At 58.0% G+C, this 20178-nt stretch carries 19 protein-coding genes; 15 read left to right on the top strand and 4 right to left on the bottom strand.

What is annotated here, in order from left to right; translation table 11 throughout:
- Window positions 1-5 precede the first annotated feature (5 nt).
- The 4 genes from AC2FGB_RS05040 to AC2FGB_RS05025 all read right to left on the bottom strand — a co-directional run bounded on the left by AC2FGB_RS05040 (window position 6) and on the right by AC2FGB_RS05025 (window position 3933).
- Complete coding sequence (locus AC2FGB_RS05040; RefSeq protein ID WP_496693524.1) at window positions 6-821, bottom strand: CbbQ/NirQ/NorQ/GpvN family protein; 816 nt, start codon at window positions 819-821, stop codon at window positions 6-8.
- Window positions 821-2188: a cbb3-type cytochrome c oxidase subunit I gene (locus AC2FGB_RS05035; protein WP_142635253.1), complete on the bottom strand. Its 1368-nt coding sequence runs from the start codon at window positions 2186-2188 to the stop codon at window positions 821-823. Before AC2FGB_RS05035 ends, AC2FGB_RS05040 begins: the two co-directional genes overlap by 1 nt.
- Window positions 2189-2203: 15 nt before the next feature.
- Window positions 2204-2653: a c-type cytochrome gene (locus tag AC2FGB_RS05030; protein ID WP_142635251.1), complete on the bottom strand. Its 450-nt coding sequence runs from the start codon at window positions 2651-2653 to the stop codon at window positions 2204-2206.
- A 98-nt stretch (window positions 2654-2751) separates the two neighbouring features.
- A complete protein-coding gene (locus tag AC2FGB_RS05025; RefSeq protein WP_496693523.1) occupies window positions 2752-3933 on the bottom strand; it encodes an NnrS family protein in 1182 nt (393 codons plus the stop codon).
- A gap of 232 nt (window positions 3934-4165) precedes the next feature.
- On the opposite strand from AC2FGB_RS05025, the gene AC2FGB_RS05020 reads away from it, so the two are divergent.
- The 15 genes from AC2FGB_RS05020 to nosZ all read left to right on the top strand — a co-directional run bounded on the left by AC2FGB_RS05020 (window position 4166) and on the right by nosZ (window position 20177).
- Window positions 4166-5842, top strand: coding sequence for a cytochrome D1 domain-containing protein (locus AC2FGB_RS05020; RefSeq protein WP_271948614.1), 1677 nt, complete (start codon window positions 4166-4168; stop codon window positions 5840-5842).
- A 123-nt stretch (window positions 5843-5965) separates the two neighbouring features.
- On the top strand, window positions 5966-7750 hold the full coding sequence (locus AC2FGB_RS05015; protein ID WP_496693522.1) for a NapC/NirT family cytochrome c: 1785 nt from the start codon (window positions 5966-5968) through the stop codon (window positions 7748-7750).
- 53 nt (window positions 7751-7803) lie between these two features.
- Complete coding sequence (locus tag AC2FGB_RS05010) at window positions 7804-8211, top strand: cupredoxin domain-containing protein (protein WP_496693521.1); 408 nt, start codon at window positions 7804-7806, stop codon at window positions 8209-8211.
- Window positions 8212-8400: 189 nt separating this feature from the next.
- Window positions 8401-9162: a uroporphyrinogen-III C-methyltransferase gene (gene cobA, locus AC2FGB_RS05005; RefSeq protein ID WP_271948622.1), complete on the top strand. Its 762-nt coding sequence runs from the start codon at window positions 8401-8403 to the stop codon at window positions 9160-9162.
- Window positions 9155-9505: a c-type cytochrome gene (locus tag AC2FGB_RS05000; protein WP_271948625.1), complete on the top strand. Its 351-nt coding sequence runs from the start codon at window positions 9155-9157 to the stop codon at window positions 9503-9505. The genes cobA and AC2FGB_RS05000 overlap by 8 nt, the downstream gene beginning before the upstream one ends.
- Entirely contained in the window at window positions 9502-10647 is a 1146-nt protein-coding gene (locus AC2FGB_RS04995; RefSeq protein ID WP_142635237.1) for a cytochrome D1 domain-containing protein, read from the top strand. Before AC2FGB_RS05000 ends, AC2FGB_RS04995 begins: the two co-directional genes overlap by 4 nt.
- A 3-nt stretch (window positions 10648-10650) precedes the next feature.
- Window positions 10651-11640: a siroheme decarboxylase subunit beta gene (gene ahbB / locus AC2FGB_RS04990; protein WP_496693520.1), complete on the top strand. Its 990-nt coding sequence runs from the start codon at window positions 10651-10653 to the stop codon at window positions 11638-11640.
- Window positions 11637-12086: an Lrp/AsnC family transcriptional regulator gene (locus tag AC2FGB_RS04985; protein WP_142635234.1), complete on the top strand. Its 450-nt coding sequence runs from the start codon at window positions 11637-11639 to the stop codon at window positions 12084-12086. Before ahbB (AC2FGB_RS04990) ends, AC2FGB_RS04985 begins: the two co-directional genes overlap by 4 nt.
- Complete coding sequence (gene ahbB, locus AC2FGB_RS04980; protein WP_496689127.1) at window positions 12083-12583, top strand: siroheme decarboxylase subunit beta; 501 nt, start codon at window positions 12083-12085, stop codon at window positions 12581-12583. The genes AC2FGB_RS04985 and ahbB (AC2FGB_RS04980) overlap by 4 nt, the downstream gene beginning before the upstream one ends.
- Window positions 12571-13785, top strand: a complete 1215-nt coding sequence (nirJ, locus tag AC2FGB_RS04975) for a heme d1 biosynthesis radical SAM protein NirJ (RefSeq protein WP_496693519.1) — start codon at window positions 12571-12573, stop codon at window positions 13783-13785. Before ahbB (AC2FGB_RS04980) ends, nirJ begins: the two co-directional genes overlap by 13 nt.
- Window positions 13760-15313 (top strand): cytochrome D1 domain-containing protein, encoded by a 1554-nt coding sequence (locus tag AC2FGB_RS04970; RefSeq protein WP_496693518.1) that lies wholly within the window; start codon window positions 13760-13762, stop codon window positions 15311-15313. The genes nirJ and AC2FGB_RS04970 overlap by 26 nt, the downstream gene beginning before the upstream one ends.
- Complete coding sequence (locus tag AC2FGB_RS04965; protein WP_142635225.1) at window positions 15270-15533, top strand: hypothetical protein; 264 nt, start codon at window positions 15270-15272, stop codon at window positions 15531-15533. Before AC2FGB_RS04970 ends, AC2FGB_RS04965 begins: the two co-directional genes overlap by 44 nt.
- Before the next feature lie 149 nt (window positions 15534-15682).
- The gene (locus tag AC2FGB_RS04960; protein WP_496693517.1) at window positions 15683-16087 is read left to right on the top strand and encodes a hypothetical protein; all 405 of its coding nucleotides are present in this window, start codon (window positions 15683-15685) and stop codon (window positions 16085-16087) included.
- 44 nt (window positions 16088-16131) lie between these two features.
- Window positions 16132-18255 (top strand): 4Fe-4S binding protein, encoded by a 2124-nt coding sequence (locus AC2FGB_RS04955; RefSeq protein WP_496693677.1) that lies wholly within the window; start codon window positions 16132-16134, stop codon window positions 18253-18255.
- Window positions 18256-18269: 14 nt separating this feature from the next.
- Window positions 18270-20177 carry a TAT-dependent nitrous-oxide reductase gene (nosZ, locus tag AC2FGB_RS04950; protein WP_496693516.1) on the top strand — a complete coding sequence of 636 codons (1908 nt, stop codon included), beginning with the start codon at window positions 18270-18272 and terminating at the stop codon, window positions 20175-20177.
- The last annotated feature ends 1 nt before the right edge of the window (window position 20178 follow it).

The following is a 20178-nucleotide window of genomic DNA, read 5'->3' as shown; positions in this document are numbered from 1 at the left end:
CGGCCTCACCCAAAGACAGCCGTGACAAGATCGAGGAGCCCGCGTTTGATGTCCTCGTCATCTGTCAGAGGTTCTATCATGGCGGCAAGGATCGCGCGGTCGGTGGACATGCCCTGCGCGATCAGCGTGGCGGCATAGACGACCAGACGGGTGGAAACGCCCTCTTCAAGATCCTGCCCCCTGAGCCCGCGCAGTTTACCTGCCAAGCGGATCAGCGGCTTGCAGCGTTCCAGCGCCAGCCCGCTTTCGTTAGCGACGACCTTTGCCTCCATCTCGGGCGACGGAAAGTCGAACTCCAGTGAGATGAACCGCTGCCGGGTCGAGGGTTTCAAGGTTTTCAGGATATTCTGATATCCCGGGTTATATGAGGCGACCAGCATGAAACCGGGCGCGGCCACAAGCTCCTCACCGGTGCGGTCGATCGGCAGAATGCGCCTGTCGTCAGTCAGCGGGTGCAGCACGACGGTCACGTCCTTGCGCGCCTCGACCACTTCATCCAGATAGCAGATCGCGCCTTCGCGCACCGCGCGGGTCAGTGGCCCATCGACCCAGATCGTTTCCCCGCCTTTCAGCAGGTAGCGCCCGATCAGGTCCGAAGCGGCAAGGTCATCGTGACAGGCCACTGTGTAAAGCGGGCGGCCAAGGCTGGCGGCCATATGCGCCACAAACCGGGTCTTGCCGCAACCTGTCGGGCCTTTCAGCAGGACCGGCAGGTTGTTGGTATAGGCAGCAGCGAACACATCACATTCATCACCCTGTGGCAGGTAGAAGGGGGCGTCAGCCGCCCCCGTTCTCAGTTTCATGGAGCCATCCATATCCATCACTCCGCTGGGGTTTCGGCCGCGCCGGATTCAATGATCTCTTTCCGGGGAACCCAGATCGAGTAGATGAACAGCAGCGCACCCAAGACCACGACGATGCCAGAGCCAAGGCGCATCCAATAGAAGATTGCGACCTGATCCTGCACATCCATGAAGTAGTCTCCGACCACCCGCTGCATGTGCGTCTGCACTGTTCCAGCAAAGGTCAGCACAAAGGTCATGAAAACCATACCGCTGGACATCAGCCAGAAGCTGCCCATGTTCAGAACCTGATTATAAGGATCGCGGTTCTTCAGGATCGGCATTGCATAGCTGAAGATTGCCAGGTTGAGGCAGACATACGCACCATAGAACGCCAGGTGTCCGTGAGCCGCAGTGATCTGCGTACCGTGGGTATAGTAGTTCACCCCGTGCAGAGTGTGCAGGAAGCCCCAGACACCGGCACCGAAGAAGGCCAATGTGGCACAGCCCAGCGACCACAGCAGCGCCGCTTTGTTCGGGTGGTCCCGACGGCCCTTCCAGACCATCACAAAGGCAAAGGCCATCATCGCAAAGAAGGGGATCACTTCGAGGCTTGAGAAGATCGAGCCGATCCACTGCCAGTACCCTGGTGTGCCTATCCAATAGTAATGGTGACCTGTACCAAGGATACCCGAAAACAACGCGGCGGCGACAATGACATAGAGCCATTTCTCGACAACCTCACGGTCTACCCCAGTCAGCTTCAGCATCAGATAGGCCAGGATCGAGGCCATGATCAGTTCCCAGACACCTTCGACCCACAGGTGGACAACATACCACCAGTATTGCTTGTCCAAGGACAGGTTTCCCGGGTTGTAGAAGGCAAACAGGAACAGCAGCGCCAAACCCCAAAGACCTAGCAACAAGATGTTGGTGATCGCGGTCTTCTTGCCCTTCAGAACGGTCATCGACACGTTGTACAGGAAGATCAGTGCGGCCACGACGATGCCGGCCTTGACCCATTTCGGTTGCTCAAGGAACTCGCGCCCTTCTTTACCCAGCAGCCAGTTGCCTTCAAACAGGTTGAACGTATAGGTCAAGACCACGCCCAGTGTACCGACCACCAGAATGATCAGCTGCAGATAGGCCAGCATGGGCGAATGGATCTCACGCTCGGCCTCTTCCGGGATCAGAAAATAGGCCGCACCAAAGAACCCGAGGATCAGCCACACGATCAGCGAGTTGGTGTGCAGCATCCGCACGATGTTGAACGGCAAAAGCTCGCTCAGGAAATTGGGTGATACATAGATAAAGCCGGCCAGAAGGCCGCCCAGAACCTGTATCGCGAATAGGGCCATTGCCACCGCAAAGTAGGCATAGGCGATTTTTTGGGATTCGTATTTCATTGCTCCGTTCCCTTCTCAGCCCGCCTCGTTGGGCGGCCAGTCCTGAGCGTCGATATTGTCCGTCCAGATCAAAAAGTTGGTCAGATCACGGATGTCTTCGTCGCTGAGGTTGAAATTGGGCATCTGACGACGACCGGGAATGTCTGTCGGCTGCGCCTCCATCCAGCCTTTGAGGGCTTCAAAGGCCGATTCCGGGTCGTCCAGCACGCCCCAACGTGTCATCACATTGCCAACCTCGGGTGCAAAGTATGCACCTTCGCCAAGGATGGTATGACAGTTGATGCAGGCGTGTTTTTCCCAGACGTGCTTGCCCCTGATAACACTTTCATCGAGCTTTGCTGCGTTCTCAGAGTTCACGATATACCAGTGAGAATGGGCCGACAGAGCCAGAAAGATGAGGATAAAGAACAGTGACCCGCCATAGAATATATTGCGTGCCATGCTCTTGGTCATGACTTCTCGCATTGCGCTCTCCTTTGCGCAGATTAGCTAGTCTGGCCAAAATGACGGGATGGGCATGGTATATCCTTAACGAAAGTCAAGACTTGCAAAAGGAAATGAAATCACGCTGACCGTTGCACCTTCGGACCCGTCAGCGCCGGCCACATCGCGATCAGGAAAAGCGCAAAGGCGCTGACCCACAACCCGTCCGACAGCAGCATCGCAACCATGTAACCTGCATTCAGATCTGCACCAATCCACCGCGACAGGGCCGCCACCGCCATCAGACCATAGGCCACCGCCATTGGGCCGGGTGCCACCAGCGCGCGACCACTGTGGCCAAGCGCGGCGCGGCTCATGACCGCCAGGGTCATGCCCCCGACGCATCCGATGCCCAGGATGTGAAGGGCAGCGATCTCGTTTCCGAAACCCAGCACTGACAGCCCCCAGAGGATCAGTCCCAGCGCCAGCATTGCAAGCCCAAGATACAGTGCCAATAAGATCGGCTCCCGCGCAGCCCAGCCCGCGCGCCAGCGGGCCATGCGCGAAACCTGTGCCACCCCTAGAACCAGCGCTATCGATCCAGCCACAGCACCTGACCCCAGCACCAGAACGATTGGTGGCAGGGTCAGGGCAACCGCCATCGCTGATTTGTCCAGAATTGGCACAGATATTGGCCAGTTCGCCTCGGGAACGCCCGCGCGTCTCATGGCGTTTCGGGTAAAGGCCGGGGTGATCCGTCCGCCAAGAATGGCAATCATCGCGCAGAGCGCCAGCAACCCCGCGCGCAGCCCGGTATGCAATGTGTCATCCGTCATCCCGGTCCATTCAAGATGCGTGAACAGATCAGCAATCCAGATAAAGCTGAGCAACAGCAGAAAGAGCATGTTCTGAGGTTTCGGCTTCCGGATGAGCTGGGTTGCAATCTTGACCGCCAGAATCGGTACAAAGGCCAGGTCGACCACCGCCACAAGCGCCGCAGGCAGCATCCCCGAAAACCACATCGCCATCCGACCAGCCAACCACAATCCGGCGGCCAACGTTATGAACTGCGCACGCGCATCTGGTGCGCCGGTCCAATTTGGCACTGCGGTCAGAAAGAACCCGCCCAGCGCGGCTGTTGCATAGCCGAAGATCATCTCATGCGCGTGCCACATGGGCGGGGCCATGCCATAATCCGGCACTGCATATGGCACCGTCAGCCACAGCCCCCAAACCACTCCGACAAAGAGGCCATAGAGGCCGGCGGACAGAAAGAATACACGAAACCCTTCACCAAACACGCGGGTGATGATTGCGGGCATGGCTGCTCTCCTTGGTGTTTTCCAAGCCCTAGCAAGCCGCCCGGCTGCGCGACTTAACAAAAATCAAACCGGCCGAAAAAGTGTGCCAAAGATACAGATTTTCCCAGCCGGAAAATTGACGTTTTTCCCTGCCCGCCACCTGAATTGCGCGGCTGGTGTTGACTTTCGTCAAGGAGCACCCTTGCGCGATGCCCCACGCTTGGACCGCCTCACCAGCAAATGGAGAGTGATCATGTCACTTGGAATCAGCTATACCAAAACGGGCCGCGTCTTCGGGGTCGGTTTGGCGATGTTGCTGGGCAGTGTCGCTGCACCAGCTTTCGCCGAAGAGCCAACTTTGAACGAAGAAGCGTTTGAAGCGTCCAAACAACTTTACTTTGAACAATGCGCGGGGTGCCACGGTGTCTTGCGTAAAGGCGCCACTGGCAAGAATCTTGAACCGCATTGGAAGAAAACCGCAGCTGACGGCGCCGTGACCGAAGGCGGCACACTTGCGCTTGGGCAAGAGCGGCTTGAGAAGATCATCGCCTGGGGCACCGAAGGCGGGATGAACAACTTCTCGGACATCATGTCCGAGCAGGAAATCAAAGACATGGCGACTTACATCATGATGGAGCCGCCCAAACCACCTGAAATGTCGCTGGACCAGATGATGGCGACCCGCAAGGTATATGTTGAAGAAGAGGACTACCCAACCGAGCCGATGCATGGTCGCAACTGGGAAAACTTCTTTGTTGTTATCGAGCGCGACGTCGGCAAAGTCGCTGTTATCGATGGCGACACCAAAGAGGTGCTGACACATATTCCGACCGGCTATGCGGTGCACGTTCTGAAAGCATCCGAACACCATTCGCTGGAAGAGCCGGAACAGCCCGGTCGCTTCTGGTACACCATGGGCCGCGACGGCAAGATGACCAAGATCGACCTCTGGCAGACGCCGGACAAGATGTTGGTTTCCGAAGTCAAGATCGCGTATGACGCGCGCGACGTAGCCGTTTCCGGTGACGGTAAATATGTCATCGGCGGGGGCTACTGGCCGCCGCACTTTGCAATCGTTGACGCCCAGACGATGGAGCCGGTCAAGGTTGTATCGACCCGCGGCGTGAACGTGGACGGGGACTATGTGGAAGAGGCTCGCGTGGCCGCTATCTACACAACTCCGAATGAGCCAACCTGGATCGTTGCCGTCAAAGAGCTGGGGCAACTGTGGCAAGTAGATTATACTGATCTAGACAATCTGCGGATCGACAAAATCGACAGCGCCAAGTTCCTGCATGACGGGTTCTTCGATCCGACGGGCCGGTATTTCCAGATCGCTGCAAACGCATCGAACAAGATGGTGGTTGTAGATACCGAGACCCACAAGCTTGAGGCGATGATCGACACGGCCGCGTTGCCGCATCCCGGTCCGGGCGCTAACTGGATTGACCCGAATTGCGGGCCGGTAGCTGGCACAACCCACCTTGGTGTCGGCACAGTGACGGTCTGGGGCAACGACCCCGAGAACCGCCCCGATGATGCCTGGAAGATCTGCTACGAAGTGGAAACAGACGGCCCGGGCCTGTTCGTCCGTACACATCCGGAATCGGACTATATCTGGGCTGACCAGACCAAACACCCGGAACCGGAAGTGCAGCAATCTGTGCAGGTCATCTCGAAAGAGACCGGCGAGATCGTGAAAACCATCCAGATCACCGAAGACGAAGGCAGCGCCGCTGTTCACTTTGAATTCAACGCGGATGGAACCGAGGTCTGGGTGTCCAAGTGGAACCTGTCGGATTCAAAAGAACCCAACGGTCAGATCGTGATCTTTGACGCCAAGACATTGGAAGAGATCGGTCGCATCGAAGGGCTGTACGCCCCGACCGGCAAGTTCAACGTCTACAACCGGTCGAACCACGTCACCTGACGGGTTTCGATCAACTCGGAGCAGGGCGGGCCCCTCGCCCGCCCTGTCCTTGTTTCATCCATCAGCCGAATGCGCAGGCCTGACACGCCGCGCCAGACAACACAGCCAAAACGGAGCCCGGACATGACCTCCGATCCAGATAAGAAACCACCGATCTGGCGTCGGTATTTCCTGTGGGGAATGCCTGTGGCCGGTATTGCCGCTGCATTTGCCGCCGGGATCGTCTTTTGGGGTGGGTTCAACACCGCCATGGAAGCCACCAACACCAAAGAGTTCTGTATCTCGTGCCATGAGATGCGCGATTTCGTCTATGAAGAATACACCGGGACCATCCACGATGTGAACCGATCGGGGGTCGGGGCGGTCTGTTCCGACTGTCACGTACCCAAGGACTGGACCCACAAGATGATCCGCAAGATCAAGGCGTCCAAAGAACTGTATGGCAAGGTGGTTGGCTCGATCAGTACACCCGAGAAGTTCGAAGCTAAGCGTATCCATCTGGCGATGAATGAATGGGAAAGGATGAAGGCTACAGATTCGCGCGAGTGCCGCAACTGCCACGACTTTGAATCGATGATGCCCGAGTTCCAGCGCCCCCGCGCGCGCCAGCAACATTTGAACGCAATGGAGACAGGCCAGACCTGTATCGACTGCCACAAAGGGATTGCGCATTCGAACATCCGCGACAGGGCCACAGATGAATATCTGGAACAGATTGAAGCCCCGAATCCTGATTTCATCCGTGCAATTCCGCCAGAATACCTGGCCAGTCTCGACCGTGTAGAAGCCAAGGAGGCGGCTGAGGCCGAAGCCGAAAAATCGGCCAAGACAGCACAACAAGAGGCGGTGCAAGCCCGGATCGCAGCCGCTGTGGACGCTGCACTCGCCGAAGAACGCGCCAAATTAAGCGGTGAAGAATCCACAGCCCCGGCAGGCGGTGGCAGCGATGTCGGAGGCGATATCGACTGGACCAGCATCGCAAGCGCGGATCTGAAGCTGTTTTATCCCGGTCAGGCTTCGTTTGAATGGGTTCAGAATGGCAAGTTCCACGGCGGCGCCCGGCCACTGACAAAAGGTGGCGACCAATGTTCGACTTGTCATGCCAAGGAATTGGACATGATTGGAAACAAGATCGTCGCAGGCGGCGAGCTGGAACCAACCCCGATCCCTGGAAAACGTGGTGTGATCGACGCAACTGTTCAGGCGGCCCATAATGCCGAAAACCTCTATGTCCGCCTGCAATGGCCGGATGCAGGTCACAATCCTGCACCATTTGTGGATGGCGGGAAGATGGACCCGGACAACCAGATCAAGGTCGCCATGATGATCACCGGAACCGGGATCGAAATGGGGGATCAGGTGGGCTGCTGGGCCTCGTGCCACGCGGACAACACCTATATGCCGTTTGATCCGGGTGCAGATGCGATTGTCGCCAATGGCGATGTTGCAGGCCGCCTGGCCGCTCAGGACACTGTGACCAAATATATCAGCGAAAGCCGCACCGAGGTCGAAGTCAAAGGCCGGCGTGGGAAAGCTCTGGGTGGCTGGGACAAATTGCAGGCCGAAGCGCAGATCGCGCAATATCTGGATGACGGCACCTATCTGGATCTGATGCGCGTCTATGCCGATGGCAGCGCCAGCAACGGCTATCTACTGGAACAACGCATAGTCAATGATGGCGAAATCGCCGCCTCGGCCAACTTGTCGGGTGGTATTTGGACCGTCACGTTCTCGCGGCCCTTAAACTCGGGCGCACCAGGTGATGTGCCATTGGAACCGGGCAAGACCTATACGGTCGGCTTTGCAATCCACGATGACTTTGCCGCGGCACGATTCCACCACGTGACGCTGAACACAAGCTTCGCGCTGGACGACGACAGTGCCAATATCAACGTGGTCGGACAATGACTGATGGGGCCGGGTAAACCGGCCCCAATGTATTTGGTATGGAGACTTGGACGATGCAGATCCGCCTACTTCTTCCTGCATTTCTGGCTTTGGCGTCACCTGCGGTGGCCGCTGACGAAGACACAGCTGAGATCTGCGCTGAGGCAGAAACCCGCTACGTGGATCTGTTCGGTCAGCCGTCTTCAGATGTGGAAGATGCAGAGGTTGTGCTGATGTACAAATACAATTTCTGCCCAGCCCAACTGACGGTCAAAGCGGGGACCACAGTGCGTTGGGTGAACGTAGACAAACGCACCAGCCATAGCGTCCTGCTGAAAGATGGCAGCAAAGCCGAGAGTGACCGCCTGTTCCCCGAGGAATTTGTTGATCTGACATTTCTTGTTCCCGGCGCCCAGGATTACCTGTGCGGACCACATTGGGAGACACAGAACATGTTCGGAATGGTCACCGTAGAGCCCTGATAAGCGGCAGGCTGAAAGATGCGCGGGCGCAATTCCCGTGCTCCTTAACTTAAGTCAAGGAGGTCGGTTTACCTGTGCGCCAACTTGTTTCCATGACACGCCCGGTTCCCCCAGCAACGTCCCATATTCGCGCATGGAAACGACCAAAACACCGGGTTCCGAAGACATTCAGAACAAGCGAGTTTGCACATGAGCGGTAAGGTTTTTCTGATTGGTGCCGGCCCTGGTGATCCCGAACTGATCACCATGCGCGCCCTGCGTATGCTGCAGGAGGCGGACGTGGTGGTCTATGACCGCCTTGTTTCGGATGAAATTCTGGCCATGCACACCGAGGGCGCGCGGCTGATCGCCGTCGGCAAGGCCCCCAAGTGCCACACTGTTCCTCAGGATCGCATCAACGAAATCCTGCTGGAACACGCACGCGCAGGTCACGTTGTGGCCCGGCTGAAAGGCGGGGATCCGATGATCTTTGGTCGCGGCTCGGAAGAGGCCGCTTTTCTGATGGCACACGGTGTTACGGTCGAATACGCACCGGGCATCACGGCGGCACAAGGCGCATCCTGTTCGACCGGCGTGCCCCTGACCCATCGCGGACTGGCGACCTCGGTTCAATATGTCACCGGGCACAGGCAGTCCGACAAAGTTCTTGATCTGGATTGGAAACGACTGGCGGACCCGGATACGACGCTGGTCGTCTATATGGGCGTGGCCAATATCGGCCAGATCGCCATCGGCTTGATGACCGAGAACCTACCCGGATCCACCCCGGTCCTGGCTGTTGGGCAGGCCACCAGTGCCTCTGAACGCCGCCTTGTATCCCGACTGGACCAGATTGCCGCGGATGCGCGCAAGGCGGATCTGAAGGCTCCTACCTTATTCATTATCGGAAAGGTCGTTTCGCTTTATGCCAATCAGGCCCTGACCGAGATTTTGGAGCGGGCGCATGGGTAGCCTGGCGCATATGGACCGCAAGCAGCCGGGCTGGGCCGCGCATACTGTTCTGACTGCCGTCGTTCTGGTTGCCACTTCCGCTCTGGCCGCTGACGCCATCGACCCAACCGCCCTGAAACGGTTGGTCCACCAGGATTGCGGCTCGTGCCACGGATTGTCCCTGAAAGGCGGGCTTGGTCCTGATCTGCGACCGGAAACTCTGGAACATTACGAGGCGGACGTCCTGACGGGGGTCATACTGGACGGCATCCCCGACACGGCTATGCCCCCCTGGCGCCCCCTGATCAGCGAAGAAGAGGCCGAATGGATCGCCCGATACCTGCTGGAACAGGAGGCAAAATGAAACAACTTGCCCTTGGCATCGTTGCCCTAATGATGATGACACCTGCCAATGCAGACCCCACCGCCACCGGAGATCTGGGCCTTGTGATCGAACGGGCAAAAGGGTCGGTCTTATTGGTGGACCAGTCGGACCGGGCCGCATTGGCACGGATCGAAGGGTTGGGCGATCTGTCCCACGCCTCCCTAGTCTATTCACCCGACGAACGCTTTGCCTATGTTTTTGGCCGCGATGGCGGGCTGACCAAGGTTGATATAGTGACCCGTCAGATTGCAAATCGGGTCGTGCAGGCTGGCAATGCCATTGGCGGCGCGATTTCGGATGACGGCCAACTGGTTGCGGTGTCAAACTATGAGCCGGGTGGCGTACGCGTGTTCGACGCGGATACGCTGGAACTGGTTGCCGACATCCCCACCGACAGCAAAACCATAGGTCTTGTCGATGCGCCGGGCCGTCGGTTCGTGTTTTCCATGTGGGACACGGGCGAGACCTGGATTGCTGATTTCGCAAATGGCGCGCCCGAGATCACAAAGATCACCGATATGGGTAAGAACCCCTATGACGCGCTGATCACCGCCAATGGTCGCACTTATATCACCGGTCTGTTTGGTGAGGACGGGCTGACCGCACTGGACCTATGGGCAGACAATCCAAAACCGATCCGCGTGCTGCCGGGCTATGGGCGCGGACAGGAAGAGATGCCGGTATACAAGATGCCTCATCTTGAGGGCTGGGCACTGACGGATCGCGAATTTGTCCTGCCCGCGGTCGGCCACCATGAGGTTCTGTGGATTGACGCCGAAACCTTGACAGAAACAGGCCGCACCCAAACCCATGGTCAGCCGGTCTTTGCCATGGCGCGCCCGGACGGGCGACAGGTCTGGGTGAATTTTGCCCATCCATTGAACGATACAATTCAGGTCATCGACAGCGTCAGCAAACAGGTCATCCACGAATTCTCTCCGGGCCCTGCCGTCCTGCATATGGAGTTCACGGCACGCGGGCATGAGGTCTGGATCAGTGTCCGCGACGCCAACAAGGTCGTGGTCTACGACACGCATAGCTTTGAAAAGCTGCGCGAGATCGCGGCGGACAGCCCCTCGGGTATCTTTTTCACCGCCCGCGCGCACAGGACAGGGTTGTAACCCATGCAACATATCACTGACCCGATCGACCGTCGCCTGCTGGACGATTTTCAGCGCGAATTTCCGATTATCGACCGCCCGTTTCAGCCAGTGGCCAAGGCGCTGGGGCTGGACGAAGCTGAAGTGCTGAACCGTCTGGCGCGAATGCGTTCGACCGGCCGGATCACCCGGGTCGGGGCCACTATCACTCCGGGCGCGGTGACGGCCAGTACTCTGGCCGCGGTGGCCACACCCGAGGAGCATCTGGAGGACATTGCCGCCCTGATCGACGCAGAGCCCGGTGTGAACCACAATTATCAACGCGAGGACAAATGGAACCTCTGGTTTGTAGCGACCGGCCCTGATCGTGCGCATGTGGACGCCACTCTGGCCCGGATTGGCCTGCAAACCGGTTTGCAGGTTTTGGACTTGCGTCTGGTTCGGCCGTTCAATGTTGATTTGGGCTTTCGAATGACAGGCAAGCAACGCAACGTACCGGCACCGCGCAAGGTGGACTGTTCCGTTTTGCAAAAGGGTGATCGCTCGTTGATGCAGGCGCTTAGTTCCGGCTTACCGCTGGTTTGCGAACCTTACGCAGCACTGGCCACCTCTTTGGACCGTAAACCAGAGGACGCCATGACGCGGATCCGGATCTTACATGAGGCTGGAATCGTCTCGCGACTTGGCGTGATCGTAAGACACCGGGCACTGGGCTGGTCGGCCAATGCGATGGTGGTCTGGGATATGCCAACTGATCAGGTCGATCGTGCCGGACCTGCGCTGGCAAAATACCCTGGCGTGACACTGTGTTATGAGCGTCGACCCGTTGAAAACATCTGGCCCTACCGCCTGTATTCCATGATCCACGCCCGCTCGCGCAGCGAAGCGCGAAACGTCCTGGCCGGGGCTGCGGCATTGCCTGAGCTGTTTGGCGCGCAGCACAAGGTGTTGTTTTCGACGCGCTGTTTCAAACAGACCGGCGCGCTGATCCAACCCAAGGAGACGGCGGCATGACCCTGGACGAAACTGATCGGGCAATCCTGAACCGAATGCAGGACGACTTACCTCTGACCTCACAACCCTATGCGATGGTGGCCCAAGAACTGGGGATTTCGGAACAGGATCTGTTGGTTCGCTTATCACGGATGAAGGATGACCGGGTCATCACGCGCTTTGGCCCGTTCTTTGACGCGGCCGCGATGGGCGGGGCTTTTTGCCTATGTGCCATGGCCATACCGACAGAGGCATTTGAATCCGTCCTGACCAAAGTCAATGCGCATCCCGAAGTTGCCCATAATTATGAACGTACGCACCGGCTGAACATGTGGTTCGTGTTGGCCACCGAAACGCCCCAAGGGATTGAGGCCTGCGCCGATGCGATCGAACAAGAGACGGGGATCGAAGTTCTCAGATTTCCCAAGTTGCAGGAATTCTTCATCGGCTTCCGGGTGGCGGCATGATCGACGCAAAAGACAGACTGATTATCGAGGTTCTGCAGGGCGGATTGCCCCTGGTGCCTTCGCCCTACGCTCGGGTCGCTGAAAGCCTTGGGATGGACGAACAAGCGCTGCTGTATCGCCTCGCAGAACTTAAGGCGCGCGGCGTTATACGTCGTATCGCCGCAGCCCCGAACCACTACAAACTGGGCATGACTTCGAACGGCATGACAGTCTGGGACGTCGATGACAGTCAAATCGCTGATTTGGGGGCACATATTGGCGGTCTGCCTTTTGTCACCCATTGCTATGAACGTCCACGTGCCCTGCCCGACTGGCCTTACAACCTGTTCGCCATGGTCCATGGCAAAGACAGGGGTGAAGTCGAAGAAAAACGGGCCGAGATTGCCGGTATTCTGGGCAGTGCCTGCCGGGGCAAGGACATCCTGTATTCAACGCGCATCCTGAAAAAGACCGGGCTGCGCCTGAAACCGAAAGGCCAAACGCCATGTTCCGCCTGACTGAATACATGCAGCAACTGGTCACCCCGACCCCCGTGCGCAAGCGCCGCCCCGGCCCGGTTAAGCCGGTGGTCATCTGGAATCTGACCCGGCGCTGCAACCTGAAATGCCGCCATTGCTATACTGTTTCGGCGGATGTCGCGTTCCCGGGTGAGCTCAGCCACGAGCAAGCCATGGTAACCCTTGAGGATCTCGGCCAATTTCGCGTCCCGGCCCTGATCCTCTCGGGGGGGGAACCGCTGGATCGGTTCGATTTCTTTGATATCGCCAACCAGGCGCGCAAGTTGGTGCCGATGCTGGCGTTGTCGACGAATGGCACGCGGATTTACGATGAAACCGCTGATATGATCGCTGATGTCGGCTTTAACTATGTCGGCATATCACTTGACGGGATCGGGGCCACAAACGACTGGTTCCGAGGTGTCGAGGGCGCCTTTTCAGATGCCCTGCGCGGCGTGCGCGAGTGCAAGAAACGCGGCATCAAGGTCGGTTTGCGATTTTGTTTGACCGAGGGCACACAGCACCATCTGCCCGATCTCCTGCAGTTGTGTGATGATGAGGGGGTCGACAAATTCTACCTGTCTCATCTGGTTTACGCCGGTCGCGGCGACAAGAACAGGGGCGAGGATGCCGAGCATCTGCGCACGCGCAAAGGTCTGGATCTGTTATTGGACCGTGCGTGGGAGGCAGCCTCGGGCGGGCGCCCGCTGGATATCGTCACCGGCAATAACGATGCCGACGCCGGATATTTTCTGAACTGGGTCAGGACGCATTTTGATGCCGAAAAGACCTCGCATATACGTGCGCATTTGGCGGCCTGGGGCGGGAACTCCAGCGGGTTGGGGGTGGCCAATATCGACAATCTTGGTCGGGTCCATCCCGACACCTACTGGTCAGATTACACGGTCGGGAATGTGAAAACGACGCCGTTTTCCGAGTTGTGGACCGGGGACGACAAGATGCTGGCCATGCTGCGCACTCGCCCACGTCCGCTGAAAGGGCGCTGTGGAGTTTGTCAGCTCAGGGATGTTTGCGGTGGCAACACGCGCATCCGGGCCCTGCAACTGACGGGCGATCCCTGGGCCGAGGACCCGGCCTGTTACCTGTCAAACGATGAAATTGGCGTGGAAAAAGTGGGCAAACGCCTGCAGGTCACACCTTTCCGGGGGAAAAGCCATGATCCGGCGCATCAGTTCTTTTAGGGCTCGGACGCTTGGAACACTGTGCGCGCTTCTGCTGACCAGCGCCGCATGGGCCGACGCCCAGTCCGACTATGCCGAACATTGTGCGTCCTGCCACGGTGACACCCGGCTGGGCGGTGTTGGTCCGGCCTTGATACCCGAAACGCTAAAACGCATGCGCGGCCCGCGGGTCGCCGCCGTGATCGCCGAAGGGCGCACCGCCACCCAGATGCCAGCCTTTGCGCATTATCTGAACGCCCTGCAGATCGAGGAGTTGGCAGGTTGGCTGAAATCCCCGCTCGAGACCGCCCCGGACTGGGCCGAGGCGGACATCATGGCCAGCCGAACGCTGGACGCAGACTATATCGAGATCGATGCGCCCGTCTGGTCCAGTGATCCGATGAACATCACGTTGGTGGTGGAAACCGGAGACCACAATGTCAGCGTTCTGGACGGTGACACATTTGAGGTTTTGGACAGATTTGAAACTCCTTTTGCCGTTCATGGCGGCCCAAAGTTCAGCCCCGATGGACGTTACGTGTTCATCATGTCCCGCGATGGCTGGGTCCAGAAATATGACATCTGGGCGTTGCAACAGGTGGGTCGCGTGCGGGCGGGACTAAACAGCCGCAACATTGCCATGTCAGGCGATGGCAAATGGCTGGCGGTGGCGAATTACCTACCCAACAGCCTGACCCTTTTGTCCACCCGGGATCTTTCGGTGGCAAAAGTCATCGAGATTAAAAGCAGGAAAGGTAATCCCAGCCGCGTTTCAGCCGTTTATCAAGCTCCGCCACGGGAAAGCTTTGTGCTGGCCTTGAAGGATGTGCCAGAGATTTGGGAGGTCTTCTATGGCGCCAATCCACCCCAATCCGGGTTGGGACACGATTTTCGTATCGAAGGGCAGTTCAAGAACCCTAACCCTTTCCCAGTACGCAAGATCACTACGCCCGACTATCTGGACGATTTCTTTTTCGACCAGACTTATGAATACGTCATGGGCGCATCTCGCGACGGGAACGGCGGTCAGGTGATTGATCTGGTCATTGGCCAAAAAGTGGCTGACCTGGATCTGCCCGGCATGCCGCATCTGGGTTCCGGGATTACCTGGCGGCGCGGCGATACAACTGTGATGGCAACACCGCACCTGACTGATGGCACCGTCTCGGTGATCGACATGGAGACATGGGAAACGGTCAAGCGGATCAAGACCGAAGGGCCGGGGTTTTTCATGCGCAGCCATGAAAACTCGCCATATGTCTGGGCCGATGTTTTCTTTGGGCCCAACAAGGATGTGATGCATGTGATCGACAAGCAAACCCTTGAGATCGTACGGACCCTGCGCCCAGCGCCGGGCAAAACCGTGGCCCATGTGGAATTCACCAAGGACGGAAGCCATGCGTTGGTTTCGATCTGGGAAGATGACGGCGCGGTGATCATCTATGATGCAAAAACACTGGAAGAGTTCCGCCGTCTGCCGATGCGCAAACCTTCGGGAAAGTACAATGTCTGGAACAAAATCACCTTCTCGGAAGGAACCAGCCACTGAGGGCAAATGGCCGGTGTGGAAACTGGCCATATTGCTGTATCCAGCGTCTGCGCTGACCGTGGCCATAAACCTTTTTCTGGCTGGCCTGATCGCCAACAGCGCCGGATTCGGAGTGATTGAGCCTGTCACCGCCATCCTGTGGTCAATCCCATTGGGTGTACCTGCCTGCTGGTTTGCAGGGCGCTGGGTACGCAGTTTGATGGACGAAGCAGACGGCTAGGTCGGATTCTCCAAAGGCCTAACCGAAGTCAAGTATCTGCTTTCGGGAATCTCTTAGGACTTGGGAAAGATCACCGAGTTGGATTCTCCATGCCCGCCCAAAATCCTTTGCACATTTCAGCTGTTTGCGCGTCCCGCGCAGCTTGTGCGGTGGCAGGTATAATCCTTCTGCTTTTGCAGCTGCTTAGCCCGGCGCTGGCGAGTCCCGGGCAAAGCATGTGGGTTGAGATCTGCTCGGAGGGCGGCGCGGTCTGGGTCGAGGTTGATCTTGAAAAAGGCGATGCAGACCCGACCGCACCTTGCCCCAAATGCGCCGATTGCGCGCTGTGCGCCGTGACCGGTACCGCACCTCTGCCCATGCCGCTGGAAGTGACGCAACGGGGAAGGGTTCAATTCTTTTCTTGCCAAAACAACAGGTCCTTCGAGCTAAATGGCTCTGACCGGCTGTGGCCAGAAACCCGGGGTCCTCCCCCTGCACCAGAATCTAAAACCGAACGCGCCCCGCGCGCGTCCATGGCGTCCACCCCAATCATCGGAGGTGTGCCGTGGTCGTAAGTCGCGCAATCCATTTCCTGCTGGCCTTTTTTCTGTCCTGCCTGATGGCGATCAGCGCACATGCCGACAGCCTTGCCAGCTTTCTGCCAGAACTTGAGCCCGCGGACCTGATCCCCGGCGCCGAGGCATTTGGCCCGATCAGAAAAGACATTCCGGTTGCGCCGATCCTGAAAGGGGGCAAAACGATTGCCTGGGCCTTTCTGACCTCGGATTTCGTGGGCACCACAGGCTATTCCGGCAAACCCATTCACGTCGTTGCAGCGATCGACAATGATGCGGTGCTTACTGGCGTTAAGCTGGTCAAGCATTCGGAACCCATCGTACTGATCGGGATTCCGAACACGCGTATGGTCGAACTGACCGAAGGCTATGCCGGACTGGACCTTAGGGTTGAGGCTGAAACAGGCGGTGAGGGCCATGACCTCGACATTATCTCGGGCGCGACTGTCACAATCATGGTGATCGACGATAGTCTCGTGCGTGGCGGCATCAAGGTAGCGCGGGCGCTGGGGCTGGGTGGCTTGTCACCGCTGCAGGCCGACGGGCCGAAGCGCGAAGTCGATATGGCACAAGACACCACTTATGACTGGACAACGCTTTCGGGTGACGGCTCGGTCCGACGCCTGACACTGGATGTCGGTCAGGTCAACGCTGCGTTCGAGGCCACCGGCGACCAGCGCGCCATCAGGCGCCGTGAACGGGGCGCGCCCGACGACACCTTCATCGATATGCATCTGGCGTTGGTTTCAGTCCCGTCGATCGGCAAGTCGCTGCTGGGCGAGGCCGAGTATCAAAACCTGACCGAGTGGCTGGGCGAGGGCGAGCAAGCCATCCTGGTGCTGGGTCGTGGCGCCTATAGCTTCAAGGGGTCAGGCTATGTACGTGGCGGAATTTTCGACCGTATTCAGCTGATTCAAGGTGATAATTCGGTACGCTTCTTTGATAAACAGCAAGAGCGTCTGGGCAGAGTTGCGGCCGCCGATGCGCCCAGTTTCACGGAGCTGGATATCTTCAAAATCCCCGCTGAGGCAGAGTTTGATCCGGCCGAACCCTTCCGCCTGCAACTGTTGGTGCAACGCGCCGTCGGTGCGGTTGAAAAGACATTCCTGACCTTCGATTTGGGCTACAAACTGCCTGAGCAGTACCTGTTGCCAGTCGTAGCCCCCACCGTTGTGGATGACGCCACAGGTGAAGCTGCTGCCAAAGCCGCTCTTTGGAAACGTATCTGGAAGGATCGCACAGTCGAGATTGCCGGTCTGGGCGTCATGCTGCTGATACTGACGGCGACCTTCTTTTTCCAGTTCCATGCCACGATGAACGCGCGGGTCTTTTACTGGTTCCGCATCGGCTATTTGACAATGACCCTGTTCTTCATCGGCTGGTACGCGAATGCCCAGTTGAGCGTGGTGAACCTGATGGCGCTGGCGGGCAGTTTGCGCACAGGTTTCTCATGGGATGCCTTCCTACTGGACCCGCTGGTGTTCATCCAATGGTTCGCCGTGGCAGCCGCCCTGTTGTTCTGGGGACGCGGTGCCTATTGCGGCTGGCTGTGCCCATTTGGCGCGCTGCAAGAACTGACCAACAAGATCGCGCGGGCTTTTCGCGTGCCGCAATGGACCCTGCCCTGGGGCCTGAATGAACGGCTGTGGCCCGCGAAATACATGATCTTCTTGGGTCTCTTCGGCCTCAGCTTTGTCTCCATCCCGCTGGCCGAGAAGTATGCCGAGATCGAGCCTTTCAAGACCGCGATCATTCTGAAATTCATGCGCGACTGGCCGTTTGTGGTTTTTGCGCTGGCCCTGTTGGGGATCGGCCTGTTCGTTGAGCGGTTCTACTGCCGCTATCTCTGCCCGTTGGGCGGAGCACTGGCGATCCCGGCCCGCATGCGCATGTTCGACTGGCTACGCCGTTACAAGGACTGCGGCACCCCCTGTCAGACCTGTGCCAATGAATGCCCCGTTCAGGCGATCCACCCCACAGGTGAGATCAATCCGAACGAGTGCGTCACCTGCTTGCATTGTCAGGTGCTCTACCAGTCCGAGGACAAATGTCCCGTCGTTATCCGTCAACTGAAACGGCGGGCCAAGACTGGGTCGGTCGATCTCAAGACCCCACTCGGACAACCACCGGCGAACCATCCAAACGCCAAACCGAAAACCGTTTCCTAAAAGGAGGAACGATCATGTCGGAACATGACAACAAACTAACCGTCACACGCCGCGGTATGCTGGGGGCAACCGCCACCGGTGCCGTGCTGGCCGGAACCGGTCTGGGATCAACCCTGATGACCGCAAAACAGGCCAGCGCCGCGGCCAAAGCCAATCTCGAACCTGGTGAGTTGGACGAATACTACGGCTTCTGGTCCTCGGGTCAGACCGGTGAGCTGCGCATTCTGGGCTTCCCGTCCATGCGCGAGCTGATGCGGGTGCCGGTGTTCAACCGCTGTTCGGCCACCGGTTGGGGTCAGACCAATGAATCGCTAAAGATCATGACCGATGGCCTGCTGCCGGAAACTAAGGAATTCCTCGCCAAGCGCGGCATGAAAACCTACGATAACGGTGACCTGCACCACCCGCATATGTCGTTCACCGACGGCACCTACGATGGCCGTTACCTGTTCATGAACGACAAGGCCAACACGCGCGTTGCTCGCGTACGCTGCGACGTAATGAAGTGCGACAAGATCACCGAAATCCCGAACGCCAAGGCGATCCATGGTCTGCGTCCGCAGAAATTCCCGCGCACTGGTTATGTTTTTGCCAATGGCGAAGATGAAACTCCATTGGTCAATGACGGCACTGTGCTGGACGATCCGTCGCAATACGTGAACATCTTCACCGCGCTGGACGGCGACACTATGGAAGTGGCATGGCAGGTGATCGTGTCGGGTAACCTCGACAACACCGACTGCGACTATCAGGGCAAATACGCCTATTCGACCTCGTACAACTCGGAAATGGGTATGAACCTGGCCGAGATGACCGAGAACGAGATGGACCATGTTGTTGTCTTCAACCTCGCCGAAATCGAAGCAGGTATCGAAGCAGGTGACTATCAGGAGCTGAAAGGCGTCAAGGTTCTGGACGGCCGTAAGGGTCAGAACAAGAAGTACACCCGTTACATCCCGATCCCGAACTCGCCGCACGGCATCAACACTGCGCCTGACGGCAAGCATGTCTGCATCAACGGTAAGCTGTCTCCGACCGTATCGATCATGGACGTCACCAAACTGGACGCTCTGTTCGAAAGTGATGCCGATCCACGGTCCTGCATCGTGGGTGAGCCGCAGCTGGGTCTTGGCCCGCTTCACACTGCTTATGACGGCCAGGGCAACGCGTTCACCACGCTATTCCTGGACAGTCAGATCGTGAAGTGGAACCTCGACAAGGCAATCGAGGCTTACGGCGGCGCCGATGTTGACCCGATCATCTCGAAAGTCGATGTGCATTATCAGCCGGGCCATAACTCGACCACCATGGGTGAAACCAAGGAGGCTGATGGTAAGTGGCTGATTTCGATGAACAAGTTCTCGAAAGACAGGTTCTTGAACACGGGTCCGCTTAAGCCTGAGAACGAGCAGCTGATCGATATCTCAACCAACGAGATGAAGGTGGTTCACGACGGGCCGACCTTTGCCGAGCCGCATGACTCGATCATGGTGCGCGCTGACATCGTCAACCCGGTCAACGTCTGGGACCGTAACGACATCACCTGGGAGGACGCCCGCAAACAGGCTGAGGCCGATGGCATCGATCTGGAAGATGGTGCTGAGGAACCAATCCGGGACGGCAACAAGGTGCGGGTCTACATGACTTCGCAGGCCCCGACCTTCAGCCTTGAGAAGTTCACCGTCAAACAGGGCGACGAGGTGACGGTTTACATCACCAACCTGGATGACGTGGACGATGTGACCCACGGCTTCTGCCTGGGCAACTACGGCATCGCGATGGAAGTGGCTCCGATGGCAACCGCATCGGTCACCTTCACCGCCGACCGCCCGGGCGTGCACTGGTTCTATTGTCAGTGGTTCTGTCACGCGCTGCACATGGAAATGCGCGGCCGGATGCTGGTCGAACCGGCGGGGGCATAAC

It is taken from the genome of Ruegeria sp. CDSC021 (assembly GCF_059610845.1).
Note: the sequence above shows the minus strand (reverse complement) of the source record. Positions and strands in the feature narration are given on the sequence as shown.

Bases quoted from the DNA above. Each gene is read 5' to 3' on its own strand.
- AC2FGB_RS05040 (WP_496693524.1), bottom strand. From the start codon at position 821: ATGGATATGGATGGCTCCATGAAACTGAGAACGGGGGCGGCTGACGCC.
- AC2FGB_RS05035 (WP_142635253.1), bottom strand. From the start codon at position 2,188: ATGAAATACGAATCCCAAAAAATCGCCTATGCCTACTTTGCGGTGGCA.
- AC2FGB_RS05030 (WP_142635251.1), bottom strand. From the start codon at position 2,653: ATGCGAGAAGTCATGACCAAGAGCATGGCACGCAATATATTCTATGGC.
- AC2FGB_RS05025 (WP_496693523.1), bottom strand. From the start codon at position 3,933: ATGCCCGCAATCATCACCCGCGTGTTTGGTGAAGGGTTTCGTGTATTC.
- AC2FGB_RS05020 (WP_271948614.1), top strand. From the start codon at position 4,166: ATGTCACTTGGAATCAGCTATACCAAAACGGGCCGCGTCTTCGGGGTC.
- AC2FGB_RS05015 (WP_496693522.1), top strand. From the start codon at position 5,966: ATGACCTCCGATCCAGATAAGAAACCACCGATCTGGCGTCGGTATTTC.
- AC2FGB_RS05010 (WP_496693521.1), top strand. From the start codon at position 7,804: ATGCAGATCCGCCTACTTCTTCCTGCATTTCTGGCTTTGGCGTCACCT.
- cobA (WP_271948622.1), top strand. From the start codon at position 8,401: ATGAGCGGTAAGGTTTTTCTGATTGGTGCCGGCCCTGGTGATCCCGAA.
- AC2FGB_RS05000 (WP_271948625.1), top strand. From the start codon at position 9,155: ATGGGTAGCCTGGCGCATATGGACCGCAAGCAGCCGGGCTGGGCCGCG.
- AC2FGB_RS04995 (WP_142635237.1), top strand. From the start codon at position 9,502: ATGAAACAACTTGCCCTTGGCATCGTTGCCCTAATGATGATGACACCT.
- ahbB (WP_496693520.1), top strand. From the start codon at position 10,651: ATGCAACATATCACTGACCCGATCGACCGTCGCCTGCTGGACGATTTT.
- AC2FGB_RS04985 (WP_142635234.1), top strand. From the start codon at position 11,637: ATGACCCTGGACGAAACTGATCGGGCAATCCTGAACCGAATGCAGGAC.
- ahbB (WP_496689127.1), top strand. From the start codon at position 12,083: ATGATCGACGCAAAAGACAGACTGATTATCGAGGTTCTGCAGGGCGGA.
- nirJ (WP_496693519.1), top strand. From the start codon at position 12,571: ATGTTCCGCCTGACTGAATACATGCAGCAACTGGTCACCCCGACCCCC.
- AC2FGB_RS04970 (WP_496693518.1), top strand. From the start codon at position 13,760: ATGATCCGGCGCATCAGTTCTTTTAGGGCTCGGACGCTTGGAACACTG.
- AC2FGB_RS04965 (WP_142635225.1), top strand. From the start codon at position 15,270: ATGTCTGGAACAAAATCACCTTCTCGGAAGGAACCAGCCACTGAGGGC.
- AC2FGB_RS04955 (WP_496693677.1), top strand. From the start codon at position 16,132: ATGGCGATCAGCGCACATGCCGACAGCCTTGCCAGCTTTCTGCCAGAA.
- nosZ (WP_496693516.1), top strand. From the start codon at position 18,270: ATGTCGGAACATGACAACAAACTAACCGTCACACGCCGCGGTATGCTG.